The following is a 26,423-nucleotide window of genomic DNA, read 5'->3' on the forward strand; positions in this document are numbered from 1 at the left end:
CATGCGGCGGCGATGCCCGGTTCGATGCTTCTCGGGGGGGTGGGTGTCGGTATGCGGATTTCTCTGCGCTTTCAGGATCTGCGTCTCAGGACCAAGATCGCGATCCCGCTGATCGTTCTCGGATTGATCAGCGTTGCAACTGCCGTCTATGCCGGCCGCGAATATGCGCGGATCCAGAAGGCATATTCCGATCTGATCTCGCACAATGCGACGGCGATCCTCGATTCGGGCCGGACCACCCGCGCCATGACCGACATCGTGCGCGATCTCTACAAGGCGATCGCCTATCCCGAATTCATGAAGCAGAACGCGACCAGCATCGAGGATGTGCGCAAGGCCTATGACCGTGCGCAGTTCCAGCTGATCGAGGCCAAGATCAGCTTCCCGCAGAAGGCTGCCGAGTTCGACGCCATGGGCCGGGCACTCTCCGCGCTCAAACCGCAGATCGACGATATCGTCGCCCAGGCCGCGAAGGACGAGGATCTGGCCGCGTTGTCGGTCATGTCCCAGCTCGATCGCACAATTGGCGAGATCGTCACCGCCGCAGGCAAACTCAACGAAGCAATCAAGACGGAAACCCAGGCGACCTCGGAAACGCTCGATGCCGAGGCCAGCGAACTGAGCATCGTCATTCTGGGCCTCTCAGCCCTGGGCATCCTGCTTGGCCTGGGCGGTGCTGCCTTGCTGACCCGGTTTTCGATCACCAGGCCGCTGGAAGCGCTGAGATCGGGCATGGATGATCTCGCCAGGGGCGATTACGCGGTCGAAGTTCAGGGCCAGGCGCGCAAGGACGAGATCGGCGCGATGGCGCGTGCGGTTCAGGTCTTCAAGGAAAACGGCCTTGCCGTGCAGCGTCTCGAGGCGGAGAGCGCCGAGGGACGAGACCTTTCCGAGCAGCAGCGCCGGCAGATCGAGACCGAGCGGGCCGAGCAGGCAAAGCAGCAGGAGCAACTCGCGCGGGAGCAGGGGCTGGTCATGGGGCTGCTGGCAGAGGGCCTCGACCTGCTCTCGAAGAGCGATCTCAGCCATCGCATCGATGCGGAGGTTACCGCTGCCTATGAGAAGCTGCGCGACGATTTCAATACGGCGGTGGAGCATCTCTCGATGACGATCACCACCATCCAGGCGACTGCGGCCGATGTCGGCAACGCGGCGCGCGAGATCAATATGGGCGCAGACGATCTCTCGAAGCGCACCGAGGAACAGGCGTCCTCGCTGGAGGAGACTGCGGCAACCACGGAAGAGCTTGCCGCCTCGGTCAAGGCCTCTGCGCAGGCATCGAAGCAGGCCGTCTCGCTGGCCGATGAGGCGATGAGCGTGGCGCAACGGGGCGGTGCAATCGTCCATGATGCGGTCGCTGCAATGGCACGCATCGAGACGGCCTCGCGAAAGATCTCCGACATCACCTCGGTCATCGACGAGATCGCCTTTCAGACCAATCTGCTCGCCTTGAATGCGGCGGTCGAAGCGGCGCGGGCGGGCGATGCCGGCAGGGGCTTTGCCGTGGTCGCCTCGGAGGTCCGCACGCTGGCGCAGCGCTCGGGCGAGGCCGCCAAGGGTATCAGCGCGCTGATCTCGGAATCGGGAGCGGAGGTGGCCCAGGGCGTCGGGCTCGTCCGCTCTGCCGGTGAAGCGCTCGATCAGATCGTGGCCGCATCGCGAAAAGTCTCCGCGACCGTATCCGAAATCTCCGCGGCCTCGGCCGAGCAGGCCAATGGAATCGACGAGATGAGCCAGTCGGTCGCGCTTATGGACGAGATGACCCAGCAGAACGCCGCACTGGCCGAACAGAGCGCAGCCTCTGCCAGCGCACTGGGCGATCAGATCCGGCGCCTCAACGATCTCGTCTCGAGCTTCCGCACGCGCGACAATGTCGCCGATCTCCGGGCGATCGCTGCGGCCATGTCCGAAGGCCGTGGCGCCGAGATCGAATGGTCGCAGCGGCGCAGCGCCTGATCGGGACAGGGCGATGAGTGCCTAAAGCATCGGCCCGAAAAGTGGATTGCGGTTTTCGGCAAAGCCGATGCAAAGACAAAAGGTTAAGTCATCAGGCCGGATACGATATCCGGTCCGATGATTTAGCGACGCTGCCCGCCGCCGAGCATCGCGTCCAGAATCGACTTCAGCGCGTTCTGATGGTCGTCCTGCACCTGGCGACCATGCTCGAACATCTGGTTCAGCGCGTCGAGGCCGATCGACCCCGGCCCGGCTTCGCCCGAGGGCGCCGGCTGGTCCGGTTCCGGCTCAAGCTCAGGCTCTGCCGTGGGCCTGGTGGCCTGGCCACGCGGTTGTGACGGGGGCGGCGCCGCCTGGGGCTGAGCCGCTGCACCGCCAAGCATCCCGGTCAGGATCTGGCCGAGAAGCCCGCCCATCGGGTCGGCCCCGGCCGGTTCGCCTGGCCTTGCCCCGCCCAGAGGACCACCTCCGAGCGGACCGCCGCCAAAGGGACCGCCACCCTGTGTCGGAGGGGCACCAGCCGCCTGCCCGAACAGGCTCCCGAGAATCGCGTCGAGCGAGCTCCCCGGCGTTTGCGGTTGGGTTTGGGGCGCGGGCTGCTGGCCCGGCATCCTGCCCTGCATCATCTCGGCGAATTGCCCGAAGATGCCGCCGAGCCCCTGATTGCTGGTCGACTTGAACAACCCGCCCATGATCATGGAGGCGATGACCGGCAGCATCTGTTTCAGAACCGCCTGGCCGACGCCGCTGGTCGCCGCAGCCTGGGCGGCCAGCGCGTTGCTGACGTCCTTCGAACCGAAGAGCTGGTTGAGGACGTTGTTGCCCATCATCGCGGCGTTGTCGGGAATGCCATCGCCATCGGCGTCATAGAGCGAGCCGAAGGGCGAGGCCGTCATCATCTGGGCGAGATTGCCGAAAGCGCGGGGGTCCTGCGTCTGGCGCTGCAGTCCCATGGTGAAGGCCGGCAGCAAGGCGTCGAGCGCGCTCTGCGTCTGCTGTTGGCTGAGCCCGTATTGCCGAGCCAGATTCTGCATGGCCTGCCCGTTCTGGGCCGATTGCATCATCTCGAACAGGTTCATCATGGCGCCTCTCCGTCTTCGTCGCGGTCTGCCGCCGCCTGCACCCCGAACGATAGCAGGGCGGGGCGGGCAGGCAAGCGAGGCCGCCGCGATGCTGGATGCTCACGCGCCCCTGGGCTGGCGCTCCAGGCGCGTGATGCCGCGATAGGCAAAGACCAGCGCGACGAGGCCGAACGCCACAGCCCCGAGCGCGGTGCCGACCATCGCCCCCTTCGGCCCCGCATAATAGGCGCCGACCCAGGCCATCGGCATCGTCCCGAGCGTTGCGCGCCCCCAGCTGAAGAGGGTCGACAGGATCGGCATGCCGAGATTGTTGAACGCGGCATTGGCGACGAAGAGTATCGCGACGAAGATCCACATCGGCCCGGAGATTAGGCAGAAGAACATCACCAGCTCTGCGGTCAGGCCGCTGGCATGGAATACGGCGACGATCGGGCCGCGCAGCAGGAGGAGCGCGAGCCAGGCAACGCAGACGCAGGCCACGGCGAAGATCACGGAATCGCTGAGCGCGCGGCGCATGCGGTCGAAACGGCCGGCTCCCCAGTTCTGGCCAAGGATCGGCCCGACTGCGCCCGATAGCGCAAAGATCACGCCAAAGGCCACCGGCACCAACCGATCCATGATCGCCATTGCCGCGATCGCGCCATCTCCGAAGCGCGCGAAGATGCTGGCGAAGACTGCGTTTGCGATCGGCGTCGAGAGATTGGTCAGGATCGCCGGGCCGGCGATCGCAAGCGTGCGCGGCGTGTCGGCCAGCAGCGCCTGCCGGTTGGGCATGCCGACCATATCGTGGATCTTCACCGCGCCACGGAAGCCGACAAAGGCAAAAATGACACGTGACAGCACGGTCGCCCAGGCGGCGCCGTCTGTGCCGAGTGCAAAGCCAAAGATGAAGAGCGGATCGAGCACTGCAGTTGCGAGCCCGCCCCCGAGCGTCACGAACATGGCGCGCCGGGCATCTCCGATGGCGCGCAGTACGCCCGAAAATCCGATGCCCAGCGCCATCAGAAGATTGGAGGGCAGGGCGATCCAAAGGAATGAGAGGGCGACGTCATAGGCCTCGCCATGCGCCCCAAGATGCCTCAGGAGCCAGGGCAGGCAAGGCAACGCCAGCAGCGTGAGCGCGATTGCGGCAAGCGCCATCAAGGTCATGGCGGAGCCCGCAATCCGGCGCGCGCCCTTGCGGTCTCCGGATCCAAGCGTGCGGGAGGTCAGCGCGGAGACCGCGATCATGAAGCCGATATTGATCGAGACCGTCAGGAACAGCACGATCGTCGCGAAGCCGACGCCAGCAGTCGCCGCCGGCCGGCCGAGCCAGGAGACGTAGAGCAGCGAGAGCAGGTCGACGACGAAGATCGCCATCAGCCCGACCGCTCCGGTCGCGGTCATCACCGCGACATGGCGAAAGGTCGAGCCGCTGACGAAGACGGCCTGGTTGGGGTTGACGGGTGCGTTCACAATTCCGGTTCTCCGACGCCGCCGACCGCGACTTCAGCGCCGCCATCCTCGATGACCTCGCGCGTCTCCTCGGTGAGTGCCTTGGACTTGGCCTTCGGCTGAACCAGCGGTTCCGGCGAGACGCGCGGCACCTTCTGGATGCCGGCGGCGATGCCCTCGTGATACTGGATCTCCATGCGCTGGGCGTCGCGGTCACGGACGCTGTCGATGACCAGACTGGCCTCGTCATAGCTGAGGCCGAGGCTTTCCAGCGTCACCCGCCCGAAGCCGAGGGCCGACTCGAAGGTTTCGCGCATCTGGAAGTCGACATCGGCCTTCATCAGCTCGATCGCATGGACACGGTCATAGGCCCGCACATGTAGCCGTGCGGAGGGAAACTCGGCCCTCGCCATTTCGACGATCCGCAAGGCCGCTTCGCGATTGTCGATGCAGATGCAGATGATCTTGGCCTTCCCGGCGCCGGCAGCACGCAGCACGTCCAGTCTCGTGCCGTCGCCGTAATAGATGCGGAAGCCGAACTTGGCAGCCGACCGGATGCGCTCGACATTGGAGTCGATGATCGTCACCGGGATATGCTGCAGCAGCAGCGCCTGGGTCACCACCTGCCCGAACCGGCCGAACCCGATGACCATGACGGAGCCGCCGGCACCTTCGAAATCCTCTTCCATGGTTTCCGCCGGGGCGGCGCTCCGGGTCAGCCAGAGGTCGATCAGCTTGGCGGCAACCGGCCCGATCAGCATCGAGAGTGCGGCGAGAGATGTCGCCACGGCCGCCTGCTGGCTGTTGAGCAGCCCGAGCGCGGCACCGAGCGGCAGGAGAACGAAGGCGAATTCGCCGGCTGGCGAGAGCAGCGCACCAGCCCGTATGGCTTCGGTTCTCGACGAGCAGGAGACGCGCAGGATCGTTGCCGCGACGACGATTTTGAAGGCGACCAGCAATGGCGCTGCAAGCGCCAGCAGCAGGGCGTTGTCGAAAACCAGCTGGAGGTCGAGCGACATGCCGACCGCCATGAAGAACAGGCCGAGCAGCACGCCGCGGAACGGCTCGATATCGGCTTCGAGCTCGTGCCGGAAATGCGAGTCCGCCAGCAGCACTCCGGCGAGGAAGGCGCCCATGGCCATGGAGAGGCCGACCCGCTCCATCAGCATCGCGGCACCGAGCACGATCAGCAGCGCGGCCGCGGTCATCACGTCCTTCGCGCCGGTGCTGGCGAGGATCCGGAAGAACGGATTGAGCAGGTAGCGTCCGACGAGCACGAGCAGCGCGACGGCGAGCAGGGCAAGGCCCAATCCTGCGAGTGCCGGAGCGCCGCCGTGGTTCTGCGCGCCCGTGGTCGCCAGCAGGGGGAGCAGCGCCAGCGCTGGAGCGATCGAGATATCCTGGAAAAGCAGGATCGAGAAGGTGCGCCGGCCGTAGGTTTCGCTGCCGTCGCCGCGCTCCTCCAGGACCTGCAGGGCTATCGATGTTGCAGACAGAGCGAGCGCAAGCCCCACCGCAATGGCGCCGCCGACGGAGAGACCGAATTTCCAGCCAACGAGCCCGATCGCCGTCGCGCTGAGCGCCATCTGCGCGAGGCCGGCGCCGAGGATGTCCTTGCGCATCGAGTAGAGGCGTGACGGCTGAAGCTCCAGCCCAACCAGGAACAGCAGCAGCACGACACCGATCTCGGCGGTGCCCCGGATCGCGTCCGGGTCATTGACCAGGGCGAGCACCGAAGGGCCGATCGCGATGCCGGCCGCGAGATAGCCGAGCACGGCGGATTGGCCGAGACGACGAAACAGCGGCACGGCAATGACTGCGCCTGCACAGAAAATCAGGATCGGCGGCAGGTAACTCGTGTGACTGGCGTCGGCCATGGGAACTCTTCGTTGTGGAAAGCAGGCTCGCGCAAGTGCCACAGCCGACCATGCTGCCTATCTAGGCGCTTCCTTGCTGCGCTGCGAGGGGCGAGTTGCGCAGCGGCCCGTCACGTCCTGCGGCGCTGCTCTTCCTTGACATCGCAGGGCGCACGCCGAAAGAAGGCGCTGACCATTTCCGAGGCCTCGAAACCGCGTGACCAAGCCGCCGCTCGACATCCTGCTTTGTGCCCCGCGCGGCTTTTGCGCCGGGGTCGTGCGCGCCATCGACGCAGTCGAGAAGGCGCTCACGCTGCATGGCGCGCCGGTCTATGTGCGCCACGAGATCGTGCACAACAAATATGTCGTCGAATCGCTGAAGCGCAAAGGCGCGGTCTTCGTTGCGGAGCTGTCGGAGGTGCCCGACACCACCCGTCCGGTGATATTTTCGGCCCATGGCGTGCCGAAATCGGTTCCTGCCGAGGCCGCATCGCGGACACTTTTCGCCATCGACGCGACCTGCCCGCTGGTCACCAAGGTGCATCGCGAGGCCGAGGTTCATCACAAGCGCGGCCGCCATATCCTGCTCGTCGGCCATGCCGGCCATCCCGAGGTCATCGGTACGATGGGCCAGCTGCCTGCGGGTGCGATCACGCTGATCGAGACGCTGGACGACGTGGCGCAGCTTGCTCCTCCCACCGGCCAACCCCTTGCCTATGTCACCCAGACCACGCTTTCGGTCGATGACACACGCGGCATCGTCCAGGCGCTGCAGGCGCGGTTCCCGGAGCTGATCGCGCCGCACAAGGAAGATATCTGCTACGCCACCACGAACCGTCAGGAGGCGGTGAAGCGGGTTGCCCCGCTGGTCGACGGACTTCTTGTCGTCGGCTCGCCCAATTCCTCCAATTCGCAGCGCCTGCGCGAGGTCGCCGAGCGGGCCGGTTGCCCCTCCGCGCGGCTGGTGCTGCGCGCCGACGAGATCGACTGGTCGATCTTCGGTGCGATCAAGCGGCTGGGCATCACGGCGGGCGCCAGCGCTCCCGAGGTGCTGGTCGAAGAGATCATCGATGCCTTCGCCGAGCGCTATGACGTCCGCGTCGAGACCGTCTCGACCGCCGATGAAAGCGTCTTCTTCCCCCTGCCGCGCGAACTGCGCGGCGAGCCTGCGCCGAATGCGGCCGAGTGAGCGAATTTGGCCGTCTATACTGAAGTGCCCGACGATGAGATGGCTGCCTTCGTGGCGCGCTACGGTATTGGTGATCTGCTGGCGGTCAAGGGCATCGCCGAGGGGGTCTCGAATTCCAATTTCCTGCTGCACACCACGCAGGGCTTCTTCATTCTGACACTCTACGAAGAGCGGGTGAGCGCGGCTGATCTGCCGTTCTTCCTCGGACTGATGGAACATCTGGCCGAGCGCGGGCTGATCTGCCCGCTGCCGGTCAAGGCGCAGGACGGTCTGGCGGTGAGCCGGCTCGCGGGGCGGCCGGCGGCGATCGTCACTTTCCTCGATGGTCTCTCCGTGCGTCGCCCGACGGCTGCTCATTGCGCCGAGGTCGGGCGTGGGCTGGCGCTCCTGCACAAGGCGGGCGAGGGCTTCGGCATGACCCGGTCCAATGATCTGTCAGTCGCGGGCTGGCGGCCGCTGGCGGAACAGGCCGGTGCCGGGGCCGAGACGGTCTCGCCTGGGCTGGCGAAGCGCGTCATGACGGAAATCGCGTTCCACGAGGCCAACTGGCCACAGAACCTGCCGCGCGGCGTGATCCACGCCGATCTCTTTCCCAACAACGTCTTTTTCATCAAGGACCGGCTGTCGGGGCTGATCGACTTCTACTTCGCCTGCACCGATGCCTTCGCCTACGATCTCGCCATCTGCCTGAATGCCTGGTGCTTCGAGGCCGATGCATCGTTCAATCTCACCAAGGGGCAGGCGATCCTCGCGGGCTATGAAAGCGTGCGCCCCCTGACCCCCGCCGAGGTTGAGGCGCTTCCGGCGCTTTGCCGCGGTTCGGCCCTGCGTTTCCTCCTGACCCGGCTGGTGGACTGGTTGAACGTTCCGTCGGGGGCCCTGGTCAAGCCGCTCGATCCGCTCGAATACGACCGCAAACTTGCCTTCCACCAGCGCGTCGGTGACGCCCGCGAATACGGCCTGAAACGATGAGCGATACAGTAGAGATCTGGACCGACGGGGCTTGTTCGGGCAATCCCGGCCCGGGGGGCTGGGGCGCGATCCTCAGCTACAATGGCAAGGCGCGCGAGCTCTCGGGCGGCGAACAGATGACCACCAACAATCGCATGGAGCTGATGGCGGCGATCTCCGCGCTCGAGACGCTGACGCGGCCCTGCACGGTGGCGCTGCATACCGACAGCCAGTACCTGCGCCAGGGCATCACTGGCTGGATCCATGGCTGGAAGAAGAATGGCTGGAAGACCGCCGACCGGAAGCCGGTGAAGAACGAGGAGCTCTGGAAGCGCCTCGATGCCGCACTCGGCCGCCACAAGATCGAGTGGAAATGGGTCAAGGGCCACGCCGGAGACGAGATGAATGAGCGCGCTGACGTGCTCGCCCGCGCCGGCATGGCGCCGTTCAAGCCTGGGCGATAGAGCCCGGCCGGCTCGTCAGCCGAGCGGCTGCCGATAGACCAGGAAGCCCGAGAGGTCGGCGACCTTGTCGTACAGTTCGCGCGCCTGAAGATTCGTCTCATGCGTCTGCCAGTAGACGCGGAAACAGCCCTTGGCCTCGGCCATCTGCCGCACGGCTTCGATCAGCTTGCGGCCGCCGCCGCCGCCACGGATATCCGGGCTGACGAACAGATCCTGCAAATAGCAGATATCCTTGGCGCTCCAGGTGGTGCGGTGCGTGACCCAGTGCACGATGCCGACTGCCTTGCCGTCGCGTTCGGCGATGAAGCCACCCATCGGCTCCTTGCCGCCTGTGAGCCGGGCGAAGGTCAGGTCATGGATCTCTTCCGGCAGGCTCGACTTGTAGAAGGTCAGGTAGCCCTGCCAGAGCGGTCCCCAGGCGGTGCGATCGCTCGCGACGAGCGGGCGGATGGTGATCTCGGACATGCAGCCTCTCCCAATAGCGCTGTCACGCTAGCCCGGGGGCGCGGCATCTGTCTCATGACAAAGCGCCATGCTTTCGATCAGCATCGTTGCAGCAGGCATCAAAAAGCCCGCGCGGCGGGGGCCGGGCGGGCTCTTTCATGCGCGAAGCGCTCAGAGCTGCTTCAGCATTTCTTCGGCGCCGGAGACGTCGGCCTTGCCCGGTGCGTCTTCGACATTGAGAGCCTCGACCACGCCGTTTTCGACGATCATCGAATAGCGCTGCGAGCGGGTTCCGAGGCCAAAGCCCGAACCGTCGAGCGAAAGCCCGATCTCCTTGGCGAAATCGGCATTGCCGTCCGAGAGGAACTCGATGACGCCGACTGCGCCCGTTGCCTTCGACCAGGCATCCATGACGAAGACGTCGTTGACGCCGGTCACCATGATGGCGTCGACGCCCTTGCCCTTGATCTCTGCAGCCTTGGCGAGATAGCCGGGGAGGTGATTCTTGTGGCAGGTCGGCGTGAAGGCGCCGGGCACCGCAAACAGCACCACTTTCTTGCCCTTGAACAGGTCTTCGGTCGTCTTCGCTGCCGGGCCGTCCGCCGTCATCACGCGGAACGTCGCCTGCGGAAGTGTGTCACCCACCTTGATCGTCATCGCCTGTTCTCCGTGAGCCATGCGGCCTTCGCCGCTCGGTCAGGGATTAGGGCTTGGCGACCGGGATGTCGAGTTCAAGCCGCGTCTCGACCGCTGCAGGTTTGCCGCGCACCGTCACGATGAAGGGCACCGGCCCCGCTGCGCCCTTGGGACGGTCCGTAATCCGGACATGAGCGAGCACAGTGCCATCGGCCTGCGGCTTCAGGACCGGCTTGCTGAAGGACCAGGCGCCGGGCCCCTCGACGAAGACATCCTCGATCGCGCCGTCCGGCGGAGCCTGCAGCACGAGCTTGACCTTGGGCTCAGGCCCAGCCTCGCCGGGCAGCACCTCGATCACCGAGATCTTCTCTTTGTGCGGCCCAAGCTTGACGGGAATCGGCACCCGCGCCTCGAAGCTCTCGAGCCGCGGCGAGGTTACCGAGGTCACGCCGGGCTCGAGCCAGAGCTGAGCCTCGCCCTTGGCGGGAATGCACATCTTCTCGCAGACGGCATAGTCGAGCTTGAGCACGACCATGACTGGCTTGCTGGGGTCAACCGGCTGCACCGACACCGGCACCACGACCTCGCCGACATAGCCGATCGAAAAGCCGGTGCCATCCTCGAAGCGTTCCGGCGCGGGCCAGCGCACGTCGAGGCCACCGACATTGGTGGAGCCGCTCCAGTCGAAGGAGGGAGGAACGCCGGAATCGCCGGGGTTGCGCCAATAAGTCTTGTAGCCTGGCGCCATAGTGATCTCGACGCCGATGCGTTGCTTGCCCGAGGGGGCCGTCGCTCCGGCGATCAGGCGGATCGAGGAATGCGTACTGCGGGACCATGACGACACCGCCGCCTCCTGCGCCTGAGCAGGAGCGCTGAACGCCAGCGCGGCGAGCGCGAGTGAGAGCAATGCCAACTTCACGATGACCGTCTTAGGGAATGCGTCTGCAAAAAGCGAAACAATCTCTCTCACATTTGCTGGCAATCATGTGACATGCAGCCATTCATCCTATGCCGCATGATTGGGGCGCAATCGCGGTGCCGGCATTTTCAAGGACACCGGTTTCCAGCCGGGCCGATTGGATTTAGCATGGCGGTATGAAGATCGGATCCAGCCAACGCGTCAGCGGCCGCAGCTATCTCGACGGGCAGTGCCTGATTGCCATGCCCGGCATGACTGACACGCGTTTCAGCCGCAGCGTGGTCTATATCTGTGCGCATTCCGAGGATGGCGCCATGGGCATCATCCTCAACAAGCCGGCGCCGGACACGCGGTTTCCCGATCTGCTGGTCCAGCTCGATGTGATTCCCTCGGAAGAGCTGATTCGCCTGCCGAGCCAAGCCGAACGGATGCAGGTGCTGCGCGGCGGACCGGTGGAGACCAAGCGTGGCTTCGTACTGCACTCCTCGGACTTCTTCCTGGAATCGGCGACCCTGCCGATCGACAACGGCATCTGCCTGACGGCGACCTTGGATATCCTGCGGGCCATTGCCATTGGCAGCGGTCCGGAGAACGCGGTGCTGGCTCTTGGCTATGCGGGCTGGGGAGCGGGGCAGCTTGAATCCGAGATCCAGTCGAATGGCTGGCTGCACTGCGCCGCTGACCCGGCGCTGCTCTTCGACGACGGCATCGAAACCAAATACCATCGCGCGCTGCACAAGATCGGCATCGATCCCGCGTTCCTGTCCAGCACGGCCGGACACGCCTGAGCGGCGCTGGCCTCCCTCCCGGAATAGGGGAGGGGTTACGCTGCTTCCGAAGAGGACGCGGCGCTCGCGCCCACCAGCCTGCGGGCTTCGGCTGCGCTCATCGGCTGCCCGAAGATATAGCCCTGCGCATATTGGCAGCCGAGCTGGTAGAGCTCGATCGCATCCGACTCCGTCTCCGCGCCCTCGGCAACGACGTCCATGCGCAGATCGGCGGCGAGCTGGACGATCGAGCGCAGGATCACCGGCGGTTTCCCGTTGCCCATCTGGCGCACGAAGCTCTGATCGACCTTGATCGTGTCGAACGGAAACCGCTGCAGATAGGACAGCGAGGAATAGCCGGTGCCGAAATCATCGAGCGAGAGCCCGGCGCCGAGTTCGCGGATGCGCGAGAGCATCTGCGCGGCATATTCCGGATTCTCCATCACCAGGCTTTCGGTGATCTCGAGCTTGAGCGTGCCCGGCAAGACGCGCCGGCGCGCCAGCACCGTCTTGACGTCATGCAGCAGGTCGTGGCGCAGCAACTGGCGGCTCGAGACGTTGACGCTGGCGAAGATCGGCGGGTCGACCTCGAGCGCGGCCTGCCAGGCGGCGAGCTCGCGTGCGGTACGGTCCATCACATAGACGCCGAGATCGACGATCAGCCCGGTTTCCTCGGCGATCGCCAGGAAATCCTGCGGCAGCAGCCGGCCCTCGCGCGGGTGGTCCCAGCGCACCAGGGCCTCGAAGCCCGCGATGGTCCGGTCCTCCAGCCTGACGATCGGCTGGTACATCACCTGAATCTCGCCGCGCTCGATGGCGCGACGCAGGTCGCTCTCCAGGGCAAGACGATCGTTGCGATCGGTCCGCATCGCGGGGACGAAGACCTCGATCTTGTTGCCGCCCTGCCGCTTGGCATGCGCCATCGCCAGCTCGGCGTTCTTCAGAGCATCGTCCTTGCGGGCCGCCGGCGAGGCGTCGAACAGCGCAAGCCCGATCGAGGGGGTCAGGAAGATCTCGCGTTCCGCGAAGGTCACCGGCGTCGAGACGGCGCGGCGAACGAGTTCCGCCAAGGCCAGGATACGCTCGGGGTCCCGCTCGGAGACAAGGATCATGGCGAAGGTGTCGCCGCCGATGCGGGCAAGCGTGTCCTGCGCCCGCAGCAGACGGCCGAGCCTGCGGGCGAGCGTCAGCAGGATCGAATCGCCCGCGGAGAAGCCGACCGACTCGTTGACCTGCTTGAAGCGGTCGATGTCGATGACGATCACCGTCGGGCGGATATTGTCGTCGGCGCGGCAGAAGCCGAAGACGGCGCCGAGACGATCCTGGAACAGCTTGCGGTTGGGCAGGCCGGTCAGGTTGTCATGCACCGCGTCATGCAGCAGCCGCTCCTGCGCAGTCCTCTGCTCGGTGACATCGGCGAGCGTGCCGATCACGCGGATGACCTCGCCGTTGGAGCCGATGACGGGCCGGGCCTTGAGGTTGAACCAGTGATAGCTGCCGTTGGCGGCTCGCAGACGGAAATCGAGCTGCAGCTTGCCGCGCCGCTGTTCCAGCACGGCATCGAGCGTGACGCGATAGCGGTCGCGATCGGAGACATGCATGTATTCAAGCCAGCGCGCCGCCGAACCTTCGAGCGCGCCGCGCGACAGGCCGAGCAGGGTCTCGGTCTGCGGCGAGACGAAGATCTTGTCGGCGCTGACATCCCAGTCGAAGACGAGATCGCCGGAGCCCGACAGCGCCAGCGCCCGCCGCTCGGTGTCGGAGACAAGGCCCTGCGCCAGCGCGCCGCCGGCGAAGGCGTGCTGAATGACGGTGAAGCCGATCAGAAGCACGATCAGCACCAGCCCGCCGATCAGGGCGGGCGCGACCAGGTCGCGCTGGAACTGGCCGGTGACCGTGAACCCGGCGGCCGTCACCCAGACGGCAAGCAGGAACCAGGTCGGGATCAGCATGACGGCGCGCTCGTAGCCATGCGTCGCCAGGTGCAGGATCAGCACGAAGCCGACGGCCGCGACGGCGGCGATCGAGATGCGCGCGATGCCCGACGCCATCGGGGCATCGAAGACGGCCAGACCGACGAGGCCGAATAGGCCGAGGATCCAGATGATCGTCACGTGGCTGTAACGGACATGCCAGCGCGACAGGTTGAGATAGGCGAAGAGGAAGACGAGCAGCGTCGCCGCCAGCACCACCTCGGCTCCGGCGCGGTAGATGCGCTCGATCGCCGGCGTCAGCGGGAAGATGCGTTGGAAGAAGCCGAAATCGAGCCCGGCATAAGCGAGAACGGCCCAGGCCAGGGCGGCGGCGGCCGGGAAGATAACCGCTCCCTTGACCACGAAGATGATGGTCAGGAAGAGCGCGAGCAGGCCGGCAATGCCGATGATGATGCCCTTGTAGAGCGTCAGCCCGTTGGTCTTCTGGCGATAGGCCTCCTGCTCGAACAGATAGAGCTGAGGCAGGTTCGGAGATTTCAGCTCGGCGACGAAGGTCACCGTCGTGCCCGGGTCGAGCGTGATCATGAAGACGTCGGCGTCCGGGCTATCCTCGCGCTCGGGGCGAAGCCCCTGGCTCGCCGTCACGGCCTCGATCCGCGTGTCGCCGAGATCAGGCCAGATCACGCCGGAGCCGATCAGGCGGTGGAACGGCGCGACCAGCAGCCGGTCGATCTGCTCGTCGGAATCATTTGTGAGCGCGAAGACGATCCAGTCCGGCCGTGCGCCCGACTCGCGTGCCCTGACCGCGATGCGGCGCACGATGCCGTCGGGCCCCGGCGCGGTCGAGATCTGGATGACGTCGCCATCGGATTTGTTGCGCTCGACCACATGGGTCAGGTCGATCACCGGTGCGTCGACAGGGACGCGGACGGCCTCCACGGCCTGGGCCGGTACGGCCAGGGACAGCACGAACAGGAGTGCGAGGCCGACAAAGGCAAGGCCAAACCGGAGAAGTCGGTCAGGAGGGGACAAGCGCGACTCGGTAACTGTGTGGGCCGCGCTCAAGCGGGGCGGGGGACCCAGTCGTACCGACCGGTCGTGGCGAGGGCAAGGCAGAGGCTCGGCCCTGTGGATCATCGCGCGCCGCCCGTCTCCGCGGGGCCGAGCAGCCGGTCCGTCGAAATCATCGCATAGAGCAAGTGGTCCGCCCAGTTTCCGTTGATGCGCAGATAGGCCCGCGCCTCGCCTTCGCAGCGGAAGCCGACGCGCTCCAGCAGCCGGCGAGACGGCTCATTGCCGGGCAAACAGGCAGCTTCGACGCGATGCAGGCCGAGGTCGGAAAAAGCGAAGCGCACCGCGCCGCGCACGGCTTCGGTCATATATCCCTTGCCGGCGTGGCGTTGTCCCATCCAGTAGCCGAGCGTGCAGGCCTGGGCGACGCCACGCCGGATCAGTCCGAGCGTCAATCCCCCCAGCAAGGTTTCGCTGCCGGCATCGAAAATGAACAGGGGATAGGCTTCGTCAGCCGCGATCTCGCGTGCGGCACGCTTGACGCGCAGGCGGAACGAATTCCGCGTCAGGTCATCCTCGTTCCAGACCGGCTCCCAGGGCGTCAGGAATTCCCGGCTCTCCATCCGCAGAACCGCCCAGGCCGCATAGTCGTTCGCCAGTGGCGCCCGCAGAAACAGGTTCGGCGTGCGAACGAGCGGGCGGGCTGGCGGATCGGTCGAGAAGCGGAAGAGAGCCATGGCTGCTCAATCCCCGGAGCGTGCGGCCTGCCGCAGTTGCTCTGCCGGCGGGAGGCCGGACAGCGGACCGACAGCGGCGATCGTTGGCTGGTGCCCGAGCAGAGAGCGTCCGGCGGCGCGAACATCCTCCAGCGTGACAGCATCGAGCCGGTGCGCCAGCTCCTCGCGCGGTATCGCACGTCCGAAGACGAGCACCTGGCGGGCCATCTGTTCAAGCTTGCCACCAGGGCTCTCAAGCGAGGCCAGCAGCCCGACCTTCATCTGGGCCCGGGCGCGTGCAACCTCGACCTCCGTCACATCTTCGGCGGCCTGCCGCAGGCAGCCAAGGGCAACATCGATCAGCTCGCTCGCATCTTCCGGTGCTGTGCCGGCGCTGATTCCAAACACGCCGCAATCGGAGAAGGGCCAGTGGAAGGCGTCGATGGAATAGGCGAGGCCGCGCTGCTCGCGCACCTCCTGGAACAGCCGGGATGACAGCCCTCCGCCGAGCACGGAGGAGAACACCTGGAGCGGGTAATGCGCGCCGTCCCGGAAAGGCTGGCCGGGAAAGCCGAGCACCAGATGGACCTGCTCCTCGTCGCCCTCGATTCGCGCTTCGCCGCCCCGGTAATGACCATCCTCGCGCTCGAAGGCCTCAACGGGTTTGCCTGGGAGGCTGGCGAGCCTGTCACGTGCCAAGGCGACGAGCTCGTCATGGTCGACGGCGCCCGAAGCAGCCAGCACCAGGTTGCCGGCATGGTAGTGGCGCGCCAGATAGGCCCGGATGGCGTCGGGCGTGAAACTGTTGACCGTCTTCGCTGTTCCCAGGATCGGGCGGCCGAGGGGCTGGTCCGGAAAGGCCGCCTGCAGGAAGCGGTCATAGACGAGATCGTCGGGCGTATCCTGAACCGCGCCGATCTCCTGCAGGATGACACCCTTCTCGCGGGCGAGTTCCTCGGGCGCAAGCGCTGGCGACGTCAGGATATCGGCCAGGATGTCCACGGCGAGTGCGAGGTCGGATCCCAGGACTCGGGCCGTGTAGCAGGTGTACTCGACACTGGTCGCGGCGTTGAGATCCCCGCCAACGCTTTCGATCTCCTCGGCGATCTCACGGGCGCTGCGCCGCGCCGTGCCCTTGAAGGCCATGTGCTCGAGCAGATGCGCCAGTCCGTGTTCGTTCGGAAGCTCGTCGCGCGCGCCGGCCCCGATCCAGATGCCGAGCGAGACGGTGGACGCATGGTCCATGCGCTGCGAGACGATGCGCAGGCCGGAGGGCAGGGTCGTCAGGTCGACCTCAGGGTCATGCGCCCCCGACGAGCGTGGCGCAGGCGTGGCCAGTTCGGCGATCTCGGCCGGCCCCGTCGCGATCATGCCGCCGCTCCCCGCACTGTCCGGGCGTTCTGCCGGATGAAGGCCTCGATGCGTCCCTGGTCGTTCGGCAGCAGGGTGAAGCGCTCCTTGCGCTCCATCAGATCGCCGAGATGGGCCGGCAGGGCGGGCGTGACACCGCTCGCCGCCGCAACGGCTGCGGGGAACTTGGCGGGATGGGCTGTGCCGAGCACGATCATCGGCGTGGCAGGATCTGCCCTCAGGCCCCGGCGCGCGGCTGCAACCCCGATCGCGCTATGGGGGTCGAGCAGATAGCCGGCCTCGCGCCACGTGCGGCCGATCTCGTCGGCGACCTCGGCCTCGTCGACCGCGCCGGCGTCGAACTCGGAGCGGATGCGGGCCAGCGGCTCCGGCGCGATCTCGAACCGGCCGGATTGCTGCAAGGACTGCATCAGCCGGCGCACGGCGGCACCGTCGCGGTCATGCGCCTCGAACAGCAGGCGTTCGAAATTCGAGGAGATCTGGATGTCCATCGAAGGGGAGGTCGTGGCGGCGACGCCCCGCATCTCATAGGCGCCGCTCTCGAGCGTGCGCGGGAGGATGTCGTTGCTGTTCGTGCCGATCACCAGGCGCTCGATCGGCAGACCCATGCGCTTGGCGACCCAACCGGCGAGCACATCGCCGAAATTGCCGGTCGGCACCGCGAAGGAGACCTTGCGCCGGGGCGAGCCGAGGGCGACAGCCGAGGTGAAGTAGTAGACCACCTGCGCCGCGATGCGGGCCCAGTTGATCGAATTCACGCCGGAGAGGCGCAGTTCGTCGCGAAAGCTGTGGTGATTGAACATCGCCTTGGCGAGGTTCTGGCAATCGTCGAATGTGCCCTCGACCGCGATGGCGTGGACATTGGGTGAGTCCACCGTGGTCATCTGCCGCCGCTGCACGTCCGAGACGCGCCCCTGCGGATAGAGGATGAACATGTCGACCCGCTCAAGCCCCTTGAAGGCGTCGATGGCAGCACCGCCTGTGTCGCCGGAGGTTGCGCCGACAATGGTGGCGCGCTCGCCGCGCTGCACCAGCACATGGTCCATCAGCCGCCCAAGCAACTGCATTGCCACATCCTTGAATGCCAGAGTCGGGCCGTGGAACAGCTCGAGCACGAAGAGATTGTCGCCGAGCTGCGTCAGCGGACAGGTGGCCGGATGCCGGAAGGTGGCATAGGCCTCGCGGATCATGGCGCGCAGCGCCGCCGTCTCGATATCTCCGTCGGCCAGCGCGCCGATGATGCGCTCGGCAACTTCGGCATAGGGTTTGCCGGCGAAGCCCGCGATGTCCTGGGCTTCAATTCTGGGCCAGGCCTTCGGGACATAAAGGCCGCCATCGCGGGCGAGCCCGGCGAGCAGGGCGTCGGAAAAGGCGAGGGAGGGCGCTTCCCCCCGGGTGGAGACATGCAGCACGGTGTCGCTCTCTGTGGTCGTGCTGCTGCTATAGGCCGGGAGCGCAGCGAGGGCAAAGGTTGCGCGCCCGCGGCAGGGCCGCGGGGCGAGGTCAGTCGTGTTTCTGTCGCCGGGCCTGCCAGGCGAAGGCGATGAAGACACCGATCAGGGTCAGGGCCAGCCCGAACCAGGTCAGTGCGTATTGCAGGTGGTTGTCGGGAATACGGCCGATCAACTCCTTGACATCGACGCCGGCCGGCGGCGTCAGCCCGTCTCCCTGACGCTCGAGCTCGAGATAGAACGGCGCGGCCGCCAGGCCGAGGGAGGACGCAATGGCGGCCGGATCGCGTGTGAAGAACTCGCGATTGGCCGGGAGGTCGGCCGGGGTGAAGCTGTTGCGTGCTTCGGGCGTGCGCAGGAAGCCTGTCACGGTTGCCGGTCCGGAGGCCGGCTTGATCTCGCCCAGGCGCGCTTCCGGCACGAAGCCGCGATTGATCAGGATGACGCCGCCGGCATCGAGCCGGAACCCCTGGAAGATCCAGCGGCCGAAGCCGGAGAGCTGGCGCGTTCCCGGTCCGCCCGATGCGATCGTGGTGCGCACGCCGGCAAAGGGGCCGTCGACGTAACGCCCGGATGCCGCGACCCGCGTCAGGTCGAGCTTCGCAGGGTCGAGCGTGCTCCATTGCTGCTCGGGCGGGAGGGGCGCCGGAGGGCTCGCTGCCTGCGCTTGCAGGCGCTCGATGAAGCTGTGCTTCTCGCCCATCCGCAACAGCTGCCAGCTCCCCAGCGTGCAGAGCACCAAAGTCCCGCAGATGGTCAGGATCGCGGGCAGGAGAAGGCTCGGACGCCGTGTGCTGTCTGGCATTGTCTGCGCGCTCACTTTTCTCGCCTGCCTTCCTCGGCCTTGTGGGCGTATTGCAGCGCGACCGCGAGCCCCTTCATCGGCCGCAGAAGGGCGAGGCAGACGGTGACGGCCAGCGGCAGCCAGATCGAGAGATGCACCCAGATCGGCGGCTCATAGGCGATCTCGACCGAGAGCGCCGCGCCAAGAACCGCGAAGCCTGCGATCAGCATGATGAACACGGCAGGGCCGTCAGCCGAGTCGGCGAAGGCGAAATCCAGCCCGCACGCGGCACAACGAGGGCGCAGCTTCAGAAACCCGTCGAAGAGCTTGCCTTCGCCGCAGCGCGGGCAACGGCCGGAAAGGCCGGTCGCATAGGGTGAGGGGCTGATATGCTCGTACTCTGCCATCATGGTTTCCCGGAAAAAACAAAGGCGGCCTCGCGGCCGCCTTCGGGATTGTCTTGAGGCGGCCGCTCAGTGCGCCGCGGCCGATCCGGCGCCGGACGCCCAGACATAGATCGCGGCGAACAGGAACAGCCACACCACGTCGACGAAGTGCCAGTACCAGGCCGCGAACTCGAAGCCGAGATGCTGGGCTGGTTTGAAGTGGCCGAGATAGACTCGGTACAGGCAGATCGCCAGGAAGATCGTGCCGATGAGCACATGGAAGCCGTGGAAGCCGGTCGCCATGAAGAAGGTCGCGCCATAGATATGGCCGCTGAAGGCGAAGGTGGCGTGGGCGTACTCGTAGGCCTGCACGATCGAGAACAGGCCGCCGAGGAACACGGTCAGCCAGAGCGCCTGCTTCAGACCCTTGCGGTCGTTCTGCAGCAGCGCGTAATGCGCCCAGGTCACCGTCGTGCCCGAGGTCAGCAGGATCAGCGTGTTCAGCAGCGGCAGGTGCCAGGGATCGAAGGTCTGGATGCCCTTGGGAGGCCAGACGCCGCCGGTGAAGTCGTGGCGGGCGTACTGGATCGTTTCGCCGCTGAAGAGGCTGGCGTCGAAGAAGGCCCAGAACCAGGCGACGAAGAACATCACCTCGGAGGCGATGAACATCAGCATGCCGTAGCGATGGTGAAGCTGGACGACGCGGGTGTGGTGGCCCTCGTGCTCAGCCTCGCGCACCACGTCCATCCACCATGCGAGCATGGTGTAGAGAACACCGAGCAGGCCGACGCCGAAGACCAGGGGGCCGAGATGCATGCCGGCGACGGTCATCGCCTTCATCCACATGACGGCGCCGATGGCCATGATCGTCGCGCTGCTCGCGCCGACGAGCGGCCACGGGCTCGGGTCGACGAGATGGTAATCGTGGTTCTTGGTATGGGCCCCGGCCATCTTACTTTGTCTCCGCGTCCGACTCTGCTGCGCAGCGCTTGGTGCTGTCGCAGTTCTTATAGTTTCGACTTGCCCGCGTCACCCTTGCCATCCGCGACCGGCTGGCCGGCCTTGGACGGGAAATAGGTGTAGGACAGCGTCAATGATTTGACCCCGTTAAGATCGCGGTTCTGCTCGATCTCGGGGTCGACATAGAACACGACCGGCGCTTCCAGCGTCTCGCCCGGCTGCAGCGTATGCTCGGTGAAGCAGAAGCATTGCAGCTTGACGAAATAGGCGGCCCCCTGCGTCGGCGTGACGTTGAAGGTCGCGATGCCGGTGGAGACCCGGTCCGTCGTGTTGGTGATCTTGTAGAACACCGTCTGCGTCTCGCCGACGCGGAAGGTGATCTCGGAGCTTTCCGGCTCGAAGCGCCAGCCCAGGGCCGGCGAGACATTGGCGTCGAAACGCACAGCCATCTTGCGGTCCAGGATGCGCCCGGCGGCCGCGGTCCCGACCATCGGCGTGCCGCCGAAGCCGGTGACCTTGCAGAACAGGTCGTAGAGCGGCACGGCTGCGAAGGCGAGGCCGGTCATGCCGACAGCGACGCCGGCGCAGATCAGCGCCGTCCGGCGCATTCTCGCATGCTGACGGTTCGATGGCGTCGCGGTCATCACAGCGGCCTGTTCATGATGGCCGGACCGGTCTTCACCAGCGTCACCACGAAGAAGAAAATGACCAGGCCTGCAAGGACCAGCGCCAGCGCGACCGAGCGGCGCCTGCGGCGTGCCATGTCCTCCGGAGAGAAGGCCGGCGGGATCTCGCGTTTCGGAGCTTCGCTCATCCTAGCACCTTGGGCAGGGCCCACATCAGGCCGAGGCTGTTCTCTGCCAGCAGCACGGCGAAGAGCAGGAAGAGGTAGAGGATCGAGAAGCCGAACAGCGCATAGGCGGCCTTGTGGGCGGCTTCACCCTCAGTCACGCGCAACACGCGGAAGGCCAGCGCGATCATGGCAAGTCCTGTCACCACGGAGACGACGAGATAGGCCAATCCGCCGAACCCCATCAGGGCAGGCAGTACCGCGACCGGCGCCATGACCAGCGAGTAGGCCACGATCTGCCGGCGCGTCGCGGCGGGGCCGGCGACATTCGGCAGCATCGGGATGCCGGCGCGGGCATAGTCGCCGGACTTGACCAGCGCCAGCGCCCAGAAATGGGGAGGCGTCCAGAGGAAAATGATCGCGAAGAGCACGATCGAGTGCAGGCCGAAATCGCCGGTCACGACCGCCTCGCCGATCATCGGGGGGAAGGCTCCGGCCGCTCCGCCGATGACGATGTTCTGCGGCGTCGAGCGCTTCAGCCACATCGAATAGACGACGGCATAGAAGAAGATGGTGAAGGCGAGCATCGCCGCCGAGAGCAGATTGGCGACGAGGCCGAGCACGATCACCGAGCCGACAGACAAGGTCAGCCCGAAGGCGAGCGCCTCGGATGGCAGGATCCGCCCGGCCGGAATCGGACGCTTGGCGGTCCGCACCATCAGCGCGTCGATATCGGCGTCGTACCACATGTTCAGGCAGCCGGACGCACCGGCGCCGACCGCGATCGCGAGCAGCGAGGCGAATCCGATCACCGGGTGGATCGTGCCGGGGGCCGTCGCCATGCCGCCCAGTGCGGTGACGACGACCAGGAACATCACCCGCGGCTTCAGGAGCGCGAAGAAATCGCGCGCCTCGCCGGTGGAGCTCTTCGCGCCATCGGTGCGGGAATCGAACCTGTCGAACGCAGCGGACATTGGTCTTGTCGTTTCACTCTTTACGACGGCCGCCAGCGGCCGTGGGGAATGAGAGGGAGCGGTCTTGCCGCCCATCTCCGGAACGCCGCAGGTGGCGCTCGGGGGAGGGGCGGCGGCGGGCCGGGGAGCCCGCCGCCAGATGGATCAGTGGTCCGAGCCGACGATGCGCGGCAGGGTCTCGAACTGGTGGAACGGCGGAGGCGAGGACAGGGTCCATTCCAGCGTCGTTGCACCTTCGCCCCACGGATTGTCCCCGGCGAGCTGCTTCTTCGAGAAGGCGACGATGACGCCGTAGAAGAAGATGAGCAGGCCGGCAGCGAAGATGTAGGAGCCGATCGACGACCAGAAATGCCAGCCGGCGAAGGCATCGGGATAGTCCGCATAATGACGCGGCATGCCGGCAAGGCCAAGGAAATGCTGCGGGAAGAACAGCAGGTTGGCGCCGAAGAAGGCGACCCAGAAGTGCAGCCTGCCGATCCAGTCCGGCATCACATAGCCCGACATCTTCGGGAACCAGTAGTAGAAGCCGGCGAAGATGCCGAACACGGCGCCGAGCGACAGCACGTAGTGGAAGTGGGCCACGACGTAATAGGTCGCATGCAGCGAGCGGTCGACGCCGGCATTGGCCAGCACCACGCCGGTCACGCCGCCGACGGTGAACAGGAAGATGAAGCCGATCGCCCAGAGCATCGGCGCGGTGAAGCGCAGGCTGCCGCCCCACATCGTCGCGATCCAGGAGAAGATCTTGATGCCGGTCGGCACCGCGATCACCATCGTGGCGAAGACGAAGTAGCGCTGCGTGTTGAGCGAGAGACCGGCGGTGTACATGTGGTGCGCCCACACGATGAAGCCGACGACGCCGATCGCCACCATCGCATAAGCCATGCCGAGATAGCCGAAGATCGGCTTCTTCGAGAAGGTCGAGATGATGTGGCTGACGATGCCGAAAGCCGGCAGGATCATGATGTACACTTCGGGGTGACCGAAGAACCAGAACAGGTGCTGGTAGAGCACCGGATCGCCGCCACCGGCCGGGTCATAGAAGGTGGTGCCGAAATTGCGGTCCGTCAGCAGCATGGTGATGGCGCCGGCGAGCACGGGCAGCGACAGCAGCAGCAGGAAGGCGGTGACCAGAACGCCCCAGGCGAACAGCGGCATCTTGTGCATGGTCATGCCAGGCGCGCGCATGTTCAGGATGGTGGTGATGAAGTTGATCGCGCCGAGGATCGAGGCCGCGCCCGCGAGGTGAAGCGCGAGAATGCCGAAATCGACCGAAGGACCTGGGTGGCCTGCCGACGAGAAGGGCGGATAGATCGTCCAGCCCGTGCCGACGCCATGGGCGCCAGGCGCGCCTTCGACGAACATCGAGATGACCAGCAGCACGAAGCCGGCGACGGTCAGCCAGAACGAGATGTTGTTCATGCGCGGGAAGGCCATGTCGGGCGCGCCGATCATCAACGGCACGAACCAGTTGCCGAAGCCGCCGATCACGGCGGGCATGACCATGAAGAAGATCATGATCAGGCCGTGGCCGGTGACGAAGACGTTGTAGCTCTGGCCGTTGGCGAAGATCTGCAGGCCGGGCTGCTGCAGCTCGATGCGCATCATGATCGAGAGGAAGCCGCCGACCAGACCAGCCATGATCGAGAAGGTCAGGTAGAGCGTCCCGATGTCCTTGTGATTGGTCGAGAGCAGCCAGCGCCGCCACCCGGTCGGGTGGGCGTGGGCGTCATCATGTCCGTGTGCGTGGGCGTGGGCGCCCGGAGCCGCAGTTGCCATGGATTCGTCTCCTCGTGCGAAATCTGTTCGCGTGAGTTCAGTCAGATCTGGTTCGTTCACTCGGCCGCGGCGGCGACCTTGCCGGCGGCGTCGCCGGCGCTGGCGAATTTCTTCTTCGATTCGGCAAGCCAGGCCGCATAGCGCTCGGCGCTCACGACGCGGAACGCGATCGGCATATAGGCGTGGTTCTGCCCGCAGATGAACGAGCACTGGCCATAATAGATGCCTTCGCGATCGGCGCGGAACCAGGTCTCGTTGAGACGGCCGGGGATGGCGTCGATCTTGATGCCGAAGGACGGCACGGTGAACTTGTGGATGACGTCGGCCGCGGTGACCTGGACGCGCACGACCTTGCCGACCGGCACGACCGCCTCGTTGTCGACAGCGAGCAGGCGCGGAGCCTCGGCTGCGGCGATCTTGTTGCTGGCGATCGCTTCGGCGCGCTGCTTTTCGTCGAGCATCAGCGAATCGAAGCCGAAGGCGCCGCCGTCCTGCGGATATTCGTAGGACCAGTACCACTGCTTGCCGGTGACCTTAACGGTCAGGTCCGACTGCGGAATCTCGAGCTGGAGCTTGAGAAGGCGGAAGGAGGGAATGGCGATGACGACGAGAATCAGGACCGGGATGACCGTCCAGGCCACTTCAAGCAGCGCATTATGCGTCGTCTTGGAGGGGACGGGGTTCTTCCTCTCGTTGAAGCGCCAAGCGACATAGATCAGCAGCCCCAGCACGAAAATCGAGATCGTGAAGATGATCACGTTAAGCCAGTCATGGAACCAGTGAATATATTCCGAGACTTCGGTGGCGGCGCCCTGCAGATTCATCTGCCAGGGCGAAGGCATGCCGGTGCCGGCCAGCGCACTTTCAGGAAGAAGCGTCGTCGCGCCCGCGGCGAGGGCCGCTGCGGCCACTGTTGCAATGGTCCTGCTCAGAAATCGCATCGGTCCGACATAGCTCCTGTGATCCCGTCGCGGCCCGCTGTCCTTGTCTATGCGGCCCACGCGCAACGAGGCCGGCTGATCGGCCCGCCTCGTTCTTCGGCATTGCGATAAATCAAAGATCACGCTTGCGCCAGAGGGGCAATGCAGGCCTTCCACGCAGCCCGTGCGGCATAATCACGCGAGGTCTCGGCCTCAAGAAGTGCTTCCGTTGTGGCTCTGTCCTTGACAGGGCGGGGTCTGCATGGTCCCAACGCAGGCACATTCGGAGCGTGATTGTTTTGTGTGGAAGCCCTTCTGGCATCCCTCAAAACATGGATCGCCCTCTCGAATATGATTAGAGACGGATGGCGGTTTTGTCGGAATCGGACGAACGATTCCCGCAAGGGCGATCCGGCTTCAGGGGGCGATGTCCGGCTATTCGTGCCGGTTTGAAGGGAATGACGGGGATGGGCAAGTTCATCGGACCTGTCTTCGCGGCTGCGCTGGCGGCCGTGGGCGTATGTCTGGGTTCGAGCAGCGTGGCTTTCGCCCAGGGCGCTGTGAAGTCGACGCACGGCGATTGGCAGTTGCGCTGCGAGGTGCCGCCTGGCGCCAAGGCTGAGCAATGCGCGCTCGTGCAGAATGTCGCGGCCGAGGATCGGCCAAATTTGACGCTGCTGGTGATCGTGCTGAAGACGGCCGACCAGAAGAGCCGGCTTCTGCGTGTCGTGGCGCCCCTGGGTGTGCTGCTGCCGTCGGGGCTCGGTCTCAAGATCGACGACAAGGACATCGGCCGCGCTGGCTTCGTTCGTTGCCTGACCACGGGCTGCGTTGCCGAGGTGGTGATGGACGATACGCTTCTCGGCCAGCTCAAGGCCGGAAAAAGCGCCACATTCATCGTATTTCAGACACCGGAGGAGGGCGTGGGTATCCCCGTCTCGCTTTCCGGATTCGGGCCTGGCGTGGAGACCCTGCCGTGAATGACGTGATGCCTCGCCGGCTGACTATGTTGGCCGCTTCTGTGCTGTGCCTTGGCCTTGCCGGCTGCGGTTCGCGCTCGCCCGCGGGCGAGCAGAGCGGCATGCAGACGCTGAGCAATATCGTGATGTTCCAGTCGACCAAGCCGCCTCCGCCGGTGGAGAAGCCGCTGGTCGATCAGGAGGCGGACTTCGTCTGCCCGAGCGTGACCATTGCCGATGGTGGCGCTGCCATTCGCGCCCAGTCCGGCCCCGATAGCGGTAGCCTGCGGCACCAGATTTCGATCCTGAACGTGGCGCGCGAGTGCACGCCGACGGGCGGTGGCGGCTTCAGGCTGAAGGTGGGTGCCGAAGGCCGTGTGCTGGCTGGTCCGGCCGGTGGTCCAGGCACCTATTATGCGTCGATGAGCACGGAGGTCCTGCGCGGGACGACCGTCGTTGCACGCCGTGCGGCGCGTGTCGGCGGCACGATCCCCTCCGGCCAGGGCGGAACCGATTTCACCCATGTCGAGGACGGGATCGTCGTCCCGCCGGGCAAGGGCGACGTCGAGATCATCGTCGGCCTCAACACCGCTGGTGCTGCGGCGCCGGCTCGCGCGCGGCGCCGGTAGCCTTGCCGCCGCGAATGGCGCCGGCGTTTGCCGTGAACTGAGGCAAGGCGCCGATTGACTC

25 protein-coding genes are annotated in these 26,423 nt (G+C 65.8%); 7 read left to right on the plus strand and 18 right to left on the minus strand.

From position 1 onward, the window contains the following. The first annotated feature begins 51 nt into the window (after positions 1-51). A complete protein-coding gene (locus AB4118_RS05985) occupies positions 52-1,956 on the plus strand; it encodes a methyl-accepting chemotaxis protein (protein ID WP_441488894.1) in 1,905 nt (634 codons plus the stop codon). Between the two features lie 122 nt (positions 1,957-2,078). On the opposite strand, the gene AB4118_RS05990 is transcribed toward AB4118_RS05985, so the two are convergent. The 3 genes from AB4118_RS05990 to AB4118_RS06000 form a co-directional block, all read right to left on the minus strand. Continuing rightward, complete coding sequence (locus AB4118_RS05990; protein ID WP_441488895.1) at positions 2,079-3,038, minus strand: DUF937 domain-containing protein; 960 nt, start codon at positions 3,036-3,038, stop codon at positions 2,079-2,081. 99 nt (positions 3,039-3,137) lie between these two features. Further along, the gene (locus AB4118_RS05995; RefSeq protein ID WP_441488896.1) at positions 3,138-4,493 is read right to left on the minus strand and encodes an MATE family efflux transporter; all 1,356 of its coding nucleotides are present in this window, start codon (positions 4,491-4,493) and stop codon (positions 3,138-3,140) included. Next, positions 4,490-6,349: a monovalent cation:proton antiporter-2 (CPA2) family protein gene (locus AB4118_RS06000; protein ID WP_441488897.1), complete on the minus strand. Its 1,860-nt coding sequence runs from the start codon at positions 6,347-6,349 to the stop codon at positions 4,490-4,492. Before AB4118_RS06000 ends, AB4118_RS05995 begins: the two co-directional genes overlap by 4 nt. Before the next feature lie 196 nt (positions 6,350-6,545). Between AB4118_RS06000 and ispH the strand changes: the two genes are divergently transcribed. From ispH to rnhA, 3 genes are read left to right on the plus strand one after another with little or no spacing between them, the layout of a single operon-like run. Next, positions 6,546-7,517 carry a 4-hydroxy-3-methylbut-2-enyl diphosphate reductase gene (ispH, locus tag AB4118_RS06005; RefSeq protein WP_441488898.1) on the plus strand — a complete coding sequence of 324 codons (972 nt, stop codon included), beginning with the start codon at positions 6,546-6,548 and terminating at the stop codon, positions 7,515-7,517. Between the two features lie 6 nt (positions 7,518-7,523). Next, positions 7,524-8,489 (plus strand): homoserine kinase, encoded by a 966-nt coding sequence (locus AB4118_RS06010; protein WP_441488899.1) that lies wholly within the window; start codon positions 7,524-7,526, stop codon positions 8,487-8,489. Next, positions 8,486-8,932, plus strand: coding sequence for a ribonuclease HI (rnhA, locus tag AB4118_RS06015; RefSeq protein WP_113518917.1), 447 nt, complete (start codon positions 8,486-8,488; stop codon positions 8,930-8,932). Before AB4118_RS06010 ends, rnhA begins: the two co-directional genes overlap by 4 nt. A gap of 15 nt (positions 8,933-8,947) precedes the next feature. Here the strand turns inward: rnhA and AB4118_RS06020 are convergent, their stop codons facing one another. The 3 genes from AB4118_RS06020 to AB4118_RS06030 all read right to left on the minus strand — a co-directional run bounded on the left by AB4118_RS06020 (position 8,948) and on the right by AB4118_RS06030 (position 10,931). Then, the gene (locus AB4118_RS06020; protein ID WP_069877496.1) at positions 8,948-9,397 is read right to left on the minus strand and encodes a GNAT family N-acetyltransferase; all 450 of its coding nucleotides are present in this window, start codon (positions 9,395-9,397) and stop codon (positions 8,948-8,950) included. A gap of 150 nt (positions 9,398-9,547) precedes the next feature. Next, the gene (locus AB4118_RS06025) at positions 9,548-10,033 is read right to left on the minus strand and encodes a peroxiredoxin (protein ID WP_113518915.1); all 486 of its coding nucleotides are present in this window, start codon (positions 10,031-10,033) and stop codon (positions 9,548-9,550) included. Between the two features lie 46 nt (positions 10,034-10,079). Next, positions 10,080-10,931, minus strand: a complete 852-nt coding sequence (locus AB4118_RS06030; protein WP_441488900.1) for a protein-disulfide reductase DsbD domain-containing protein — start codon at positions 10,929-10,931, stop codon at positions 10,080-10,082. A 176-nt stretch (positions 10,932-11,107) separates the two neighbouring features. On the opposite strand from AB4118_RS06030, the gene AB4118_RS06035 reads away from it, so the two are divergent. Further along, positions 11,108-11,719, plus strand: coding sequence for a YqgE/AlgH family protein (locus AB4118_RS06035; RefSeq protein WP_441488901.1), 612 nt, complete (start codon positions 11,108-11,110; stop codon positions 11,717-11,719). A gap of 35 nt (positions 11,720-11,754) precedes the next feature. On the opposite strand, the gene AB4118_RS06040 is transcribed toward AB4118_RS06035, so the two are convergent. From AB4118_RS06040 to coxB, 12 genes are all read right to left on the minus strand, one after another. Beyond that, on the minus strand, positions 11,755-14,664 hold the full coding sequence (locus AB4118_RS06040; RefSeq protein WP_441488902.1) for an EAL domain-containing protein: 2,910 nt from the start codon (positions 14,662-14,664) through the stop codon (positions 11,755-11,757). 101 nt (positions 14,665-14,765) lie between these two features. Then, entirely contained in the window at positions 14,766-15,380 is a 615-nt protein-coding gene (locus AB4118_RS06045; protein ID WP_441488903.1) for a GNAT family N-acetyltransferase, read from the minus strand. A gap of 6 nt (positions 15,381-15,386) precedes the next feature. Further along, positions 15,387-16,730, minus strand: a complete 1,344-nt coding sequence (locus AB4118_RS06050; RefSeq protein WP_441488904.1) for a M16 family metallopeptidase — start codon at positions 16,728-16,730, stop codon at positions 15,387-15,389. Then, positions 16,727-18,142: a threonine synthase gene (gene thrC / locus AB4118_RS06055; RefSeq protein WP_441488905.1), complete on the minus strand. Its 1,416-nt coding sequence runs from the start codon at positions 18,140-18,142 to the stop codon at positions 16,727-16,729. The genes AB4118_RS06050 and thrC overlap by 4 nt, the downstream gene beginning before the upstream one ends. A 91-nt stretch (positions 18,143-18,233) precedes the next feature. Then, positions 18,234-19,001 (minus strand): SURF1 family protein, encoded by a 768-nt coding sequence (locus AB4118_RS06060; RefSeq protein ID WP_441488906.1) that lies wholly within the window; start codon positions 18,999-19,001, stop codon positions 18,234-18,236. Next, positions 18,998-19,372: a DUF983 domain-containing protein gene (locus AB4118_RS06065; RefSeq protein WP_441488907.1), complete on the minus strand. Its 375-nt coding sequence runs from the start codon at positions 19,370-19,372 to the stop codon at positions 18,998-19,000. Before AB4118_RS06065 ends, AB4118_RS06060 begins: the two co-directional genes overlap by 4 nt. A 66-nt stretch (positions 19,373-19,438) precedes the next feature. Continuing rightward, positions 19,439-20,302 (minus strand): cytochrome c oxidase subunit 3, encoded by an 864-nt coding sequence (locus AB4118_RS06070; protein ID WP_441488908.1) that lies wholly within the window; start codon positions 20,300-20,302, stop codon positions 19,439-19,441. A 56-nt stretch (positions 20,303-20,358) separates the two neighbouring features. Next, entirely contained in the window at positions 20,359-20,955 is a 597-nt protein-coding gene (locus tag AB4118_RS06075) for a cytochrome c oxidase assembly protein (RefSeq protein WP_441488909.1), read from the minus strand. Then, positions 20,955-21,125, minus strand: a complete 171-nt coding sequence (locus tag AB4118_RS06080; protein WP_141739979.1) for a DUF485 domain-containing protein — start codon at positions 21,123-21,125, stop codon at positions 20,955-20,957. Before AB4118_RS06080 ends, AB4118_RS06075 begins: the two co-directional genes overlap by 1 nt. Further along, positions 21,122-22,075 carry a heme o synthase gene (locus tag AB4118_RS06085; RefSeq protein ID WP_069877488.1) on the minus strand — a complete coding sequence of 318 codons (954 nt, stop codon included), beginning with the start codon at positions 22,073-22,075 and terminating at the stop codon, positions 21,122-21,124. The genes AB4118_RS06080 and AB4118_RS06085 overlap by 4 nt, the downstream gene beginning before the upstream one ends. A gap of 144 nt (positions 22,076-22,219) precedes the next feature. Next, positions 22,220-23,854 carry a cytochrome c oxidase subunit I gene (gene ctaD, locus AB4118_RS06090; protein ID WP_441488910.1) on the minus strand — a complete coding sequence of 545 codons (1,635 nt, stop codon included), beginning with the start codon at positions 23,852-23,854 and terminating at the stop codon, positions 22,220-22,222. A 56-nt stretch (positions 23,855-23,910) separates the two neighbouring features. Further along, the gene (gene coxB, locus AB4118_RS06095; protein ID WP_441488911.1) at positions 23,911-24,795 is read right to left on the minus strand and encodes a cytochrome c oxidase subunit II; all 885 of its coding nucleotides are present in this window, start codon (positions 24,793-24,795) and stop codon (positions 23,911-23,913) included. 446 nt (positions 24,796-25,241) lie between these two features. Here coxB and AB4118_RS06100 point away from each other — a divergent pair, with 446 nt between their 5' ends. Then, positions 25,242-25,754 (plus strand): invasion associated locus B family protein, encoded by a 513-nt coding sequence (locus tag AB4118_RS06100; protein ID WP_441488912.1) that lies wholly within the window; start codon positions 25,242-25,244, stop codon positions 25,752-25,754. 101 nt (positions 25,755-25,855) lie between these two features. Next, positions 25,856-26,362: a hypothetical protein gene (locus AB4118_RS06105; RefSeq protein ID WP_441488913.1), complete on the plus strand. Its 507-nt coding sequence runs from the start codon at positions 25,856-25,858 to the stop codon at positions 26,360-26,362. Positions 26,363-26,423: the final 61 nt, after the last annotated feature.

The sequence above is a fragment of the Allobosea sp. 2RAB26 genome (assembly GCF_052115465.1).
Classification (GTDB): Bacteria; Pseudomonadota; Alphaproteobacteria; order Rhizobiales; family Beijerinckiaceae; genus Allobosea.

What these genes read in the sequence shown, in the direction of transcription:
- AB4118_RS05985 (WP_441488894.1), top strand. Translation starts at nt 52, where the DNA reads ATGCGGATTTCTCTGCGCTTTCAGGATCTGCGTCTCAGGACCAAGATC.
- AB4118_RS05990 (WP_441488895.1), bottom strand. Translation starts at nt 3,038, where the DNA reads ATGATGAACCTGTTCGAGATGATGCAATCGGCCCAGAACGGGCAGGCC.
- AB4118_RS06000 (WP_441488897.1), bottom strand. Translation starts at nt 6,349, where the DNA reads ATGGCCGACGCCAGTCACACGAGTTACCTGCCGCCGATCCTGATTTTC.
- rnhA (WP_113518917.1), top strand. Translation starts at nt 8,486, where the DNA reads ATGAGCGATACAGTAGAGATCTGGACCGACGGGGCTTGTTCGGGCAAT.
- AB4118_RS06020 (WP_069877496.1), bottom strand. Translation starts at nt 9,397, where the DNA reads ATGTCCGAGATCACCATCCGCCCGCTCGTCGCGAGCGATCGCACCGCC.
- AB4118_RS06025 (WP_113518915.1), bottom strand. Translation starts at nt 10,033, where the DNA reads ATGACGATCAAGGTGGGTGACACACTTCCGCAGGCGACGTTCCGCGTG.
- AB4118_RS06035 (WP_441488901.1), top strand. Translation starts at nt 11,108, where the DNA reads ATGAAGATCGGATCCAGCCAACGCGTCAGCGGCCGCAGCTATCTCGAC.
- AB4118_RS06045 (WP_441488903.1), bottom strand. Translation starts at nt 15,380, where the DNA reads ATGGCTCTCTTCCGCTTCTCGACCGATCCGCCAGCCCGCCCGCTCGTT.
- AB4118_RS06050 (WP_441488904.1), bottom strand. Translation starts at nt 16,730, where the DNA reads ATGATCGCGACGGGGCCGGCCGAGATCGCCGAACTGGCCACGCCTGCG.
- AB4118_RS06065 (WP_441488907.1), bottom strand. Translation starts at nt 19,372, where the DNA reads ATGGCAGAGTACGAGCATATCAGCCCCTCACCCTATGCGACCGGCCTT.
- AB4118_RS06070 (WP_441488908.1), bottom strand. Translation starts at nt 20,302, where the DNA reads ATGGCCGGGGCCCATACCAAGAACCACGATTACCATCTCGTCGACCCG.
- AB4118_RS06075 (WP_441488909.1), bottom strand. Translation starts at nt 20,955, where the DNA reads ATGACCGCGACGCCATCGAACCGTCAGCATGCGAGAATGCGCCGGACG.
- AB4118_RS06080 (WP_141739979.1), bottom strand. Translation starts at nt 21,125, where the DNA reads ATGAGCGAAGCTCCGAAACGCGAGATCCCGCCGGCCTTCTCTCCGGAG.
- AB4118_RS06085 (WP_069877488.1), bottom strand. Translation starts at nt 22,075, where the DNA reads ATGTCCGCTGCGTTCGACAGGTTCGATTCCCGCACCGATGGCGCGAAG.
- ctaD (WP_441488910.1), bottom strand. Translation starts at nt 23,854, where the DNA reads ATGGCAACTGCGGCTCCGGGCGCCCACGCCCACGCACACGGACATGAT.
- coxB (WP_441488911.1), bottom strand. Translation starts at nt 24,795, where the DNA reads ATGCGATTTCTGAGCAGGACCATTGCAACAGTGGCCGCAGCGGCCCTC.
- AB4118_RS06100 (WP_441488912.1), top strand. Translation starts at nt 25,242, where the DNA reads ATGGGCAAGTTCATCGGACCTGTCTTCGCGGCTGCGCTGGCGGCCGTG.
- AB4118_RS06105 (WP_441488913.1), top strand. Translation starts at nt 25,856, where the DNA reads ATGCAGACGCTGAGCAATATCGTGATGTTCCAGTCGACCAAGCCGCCT.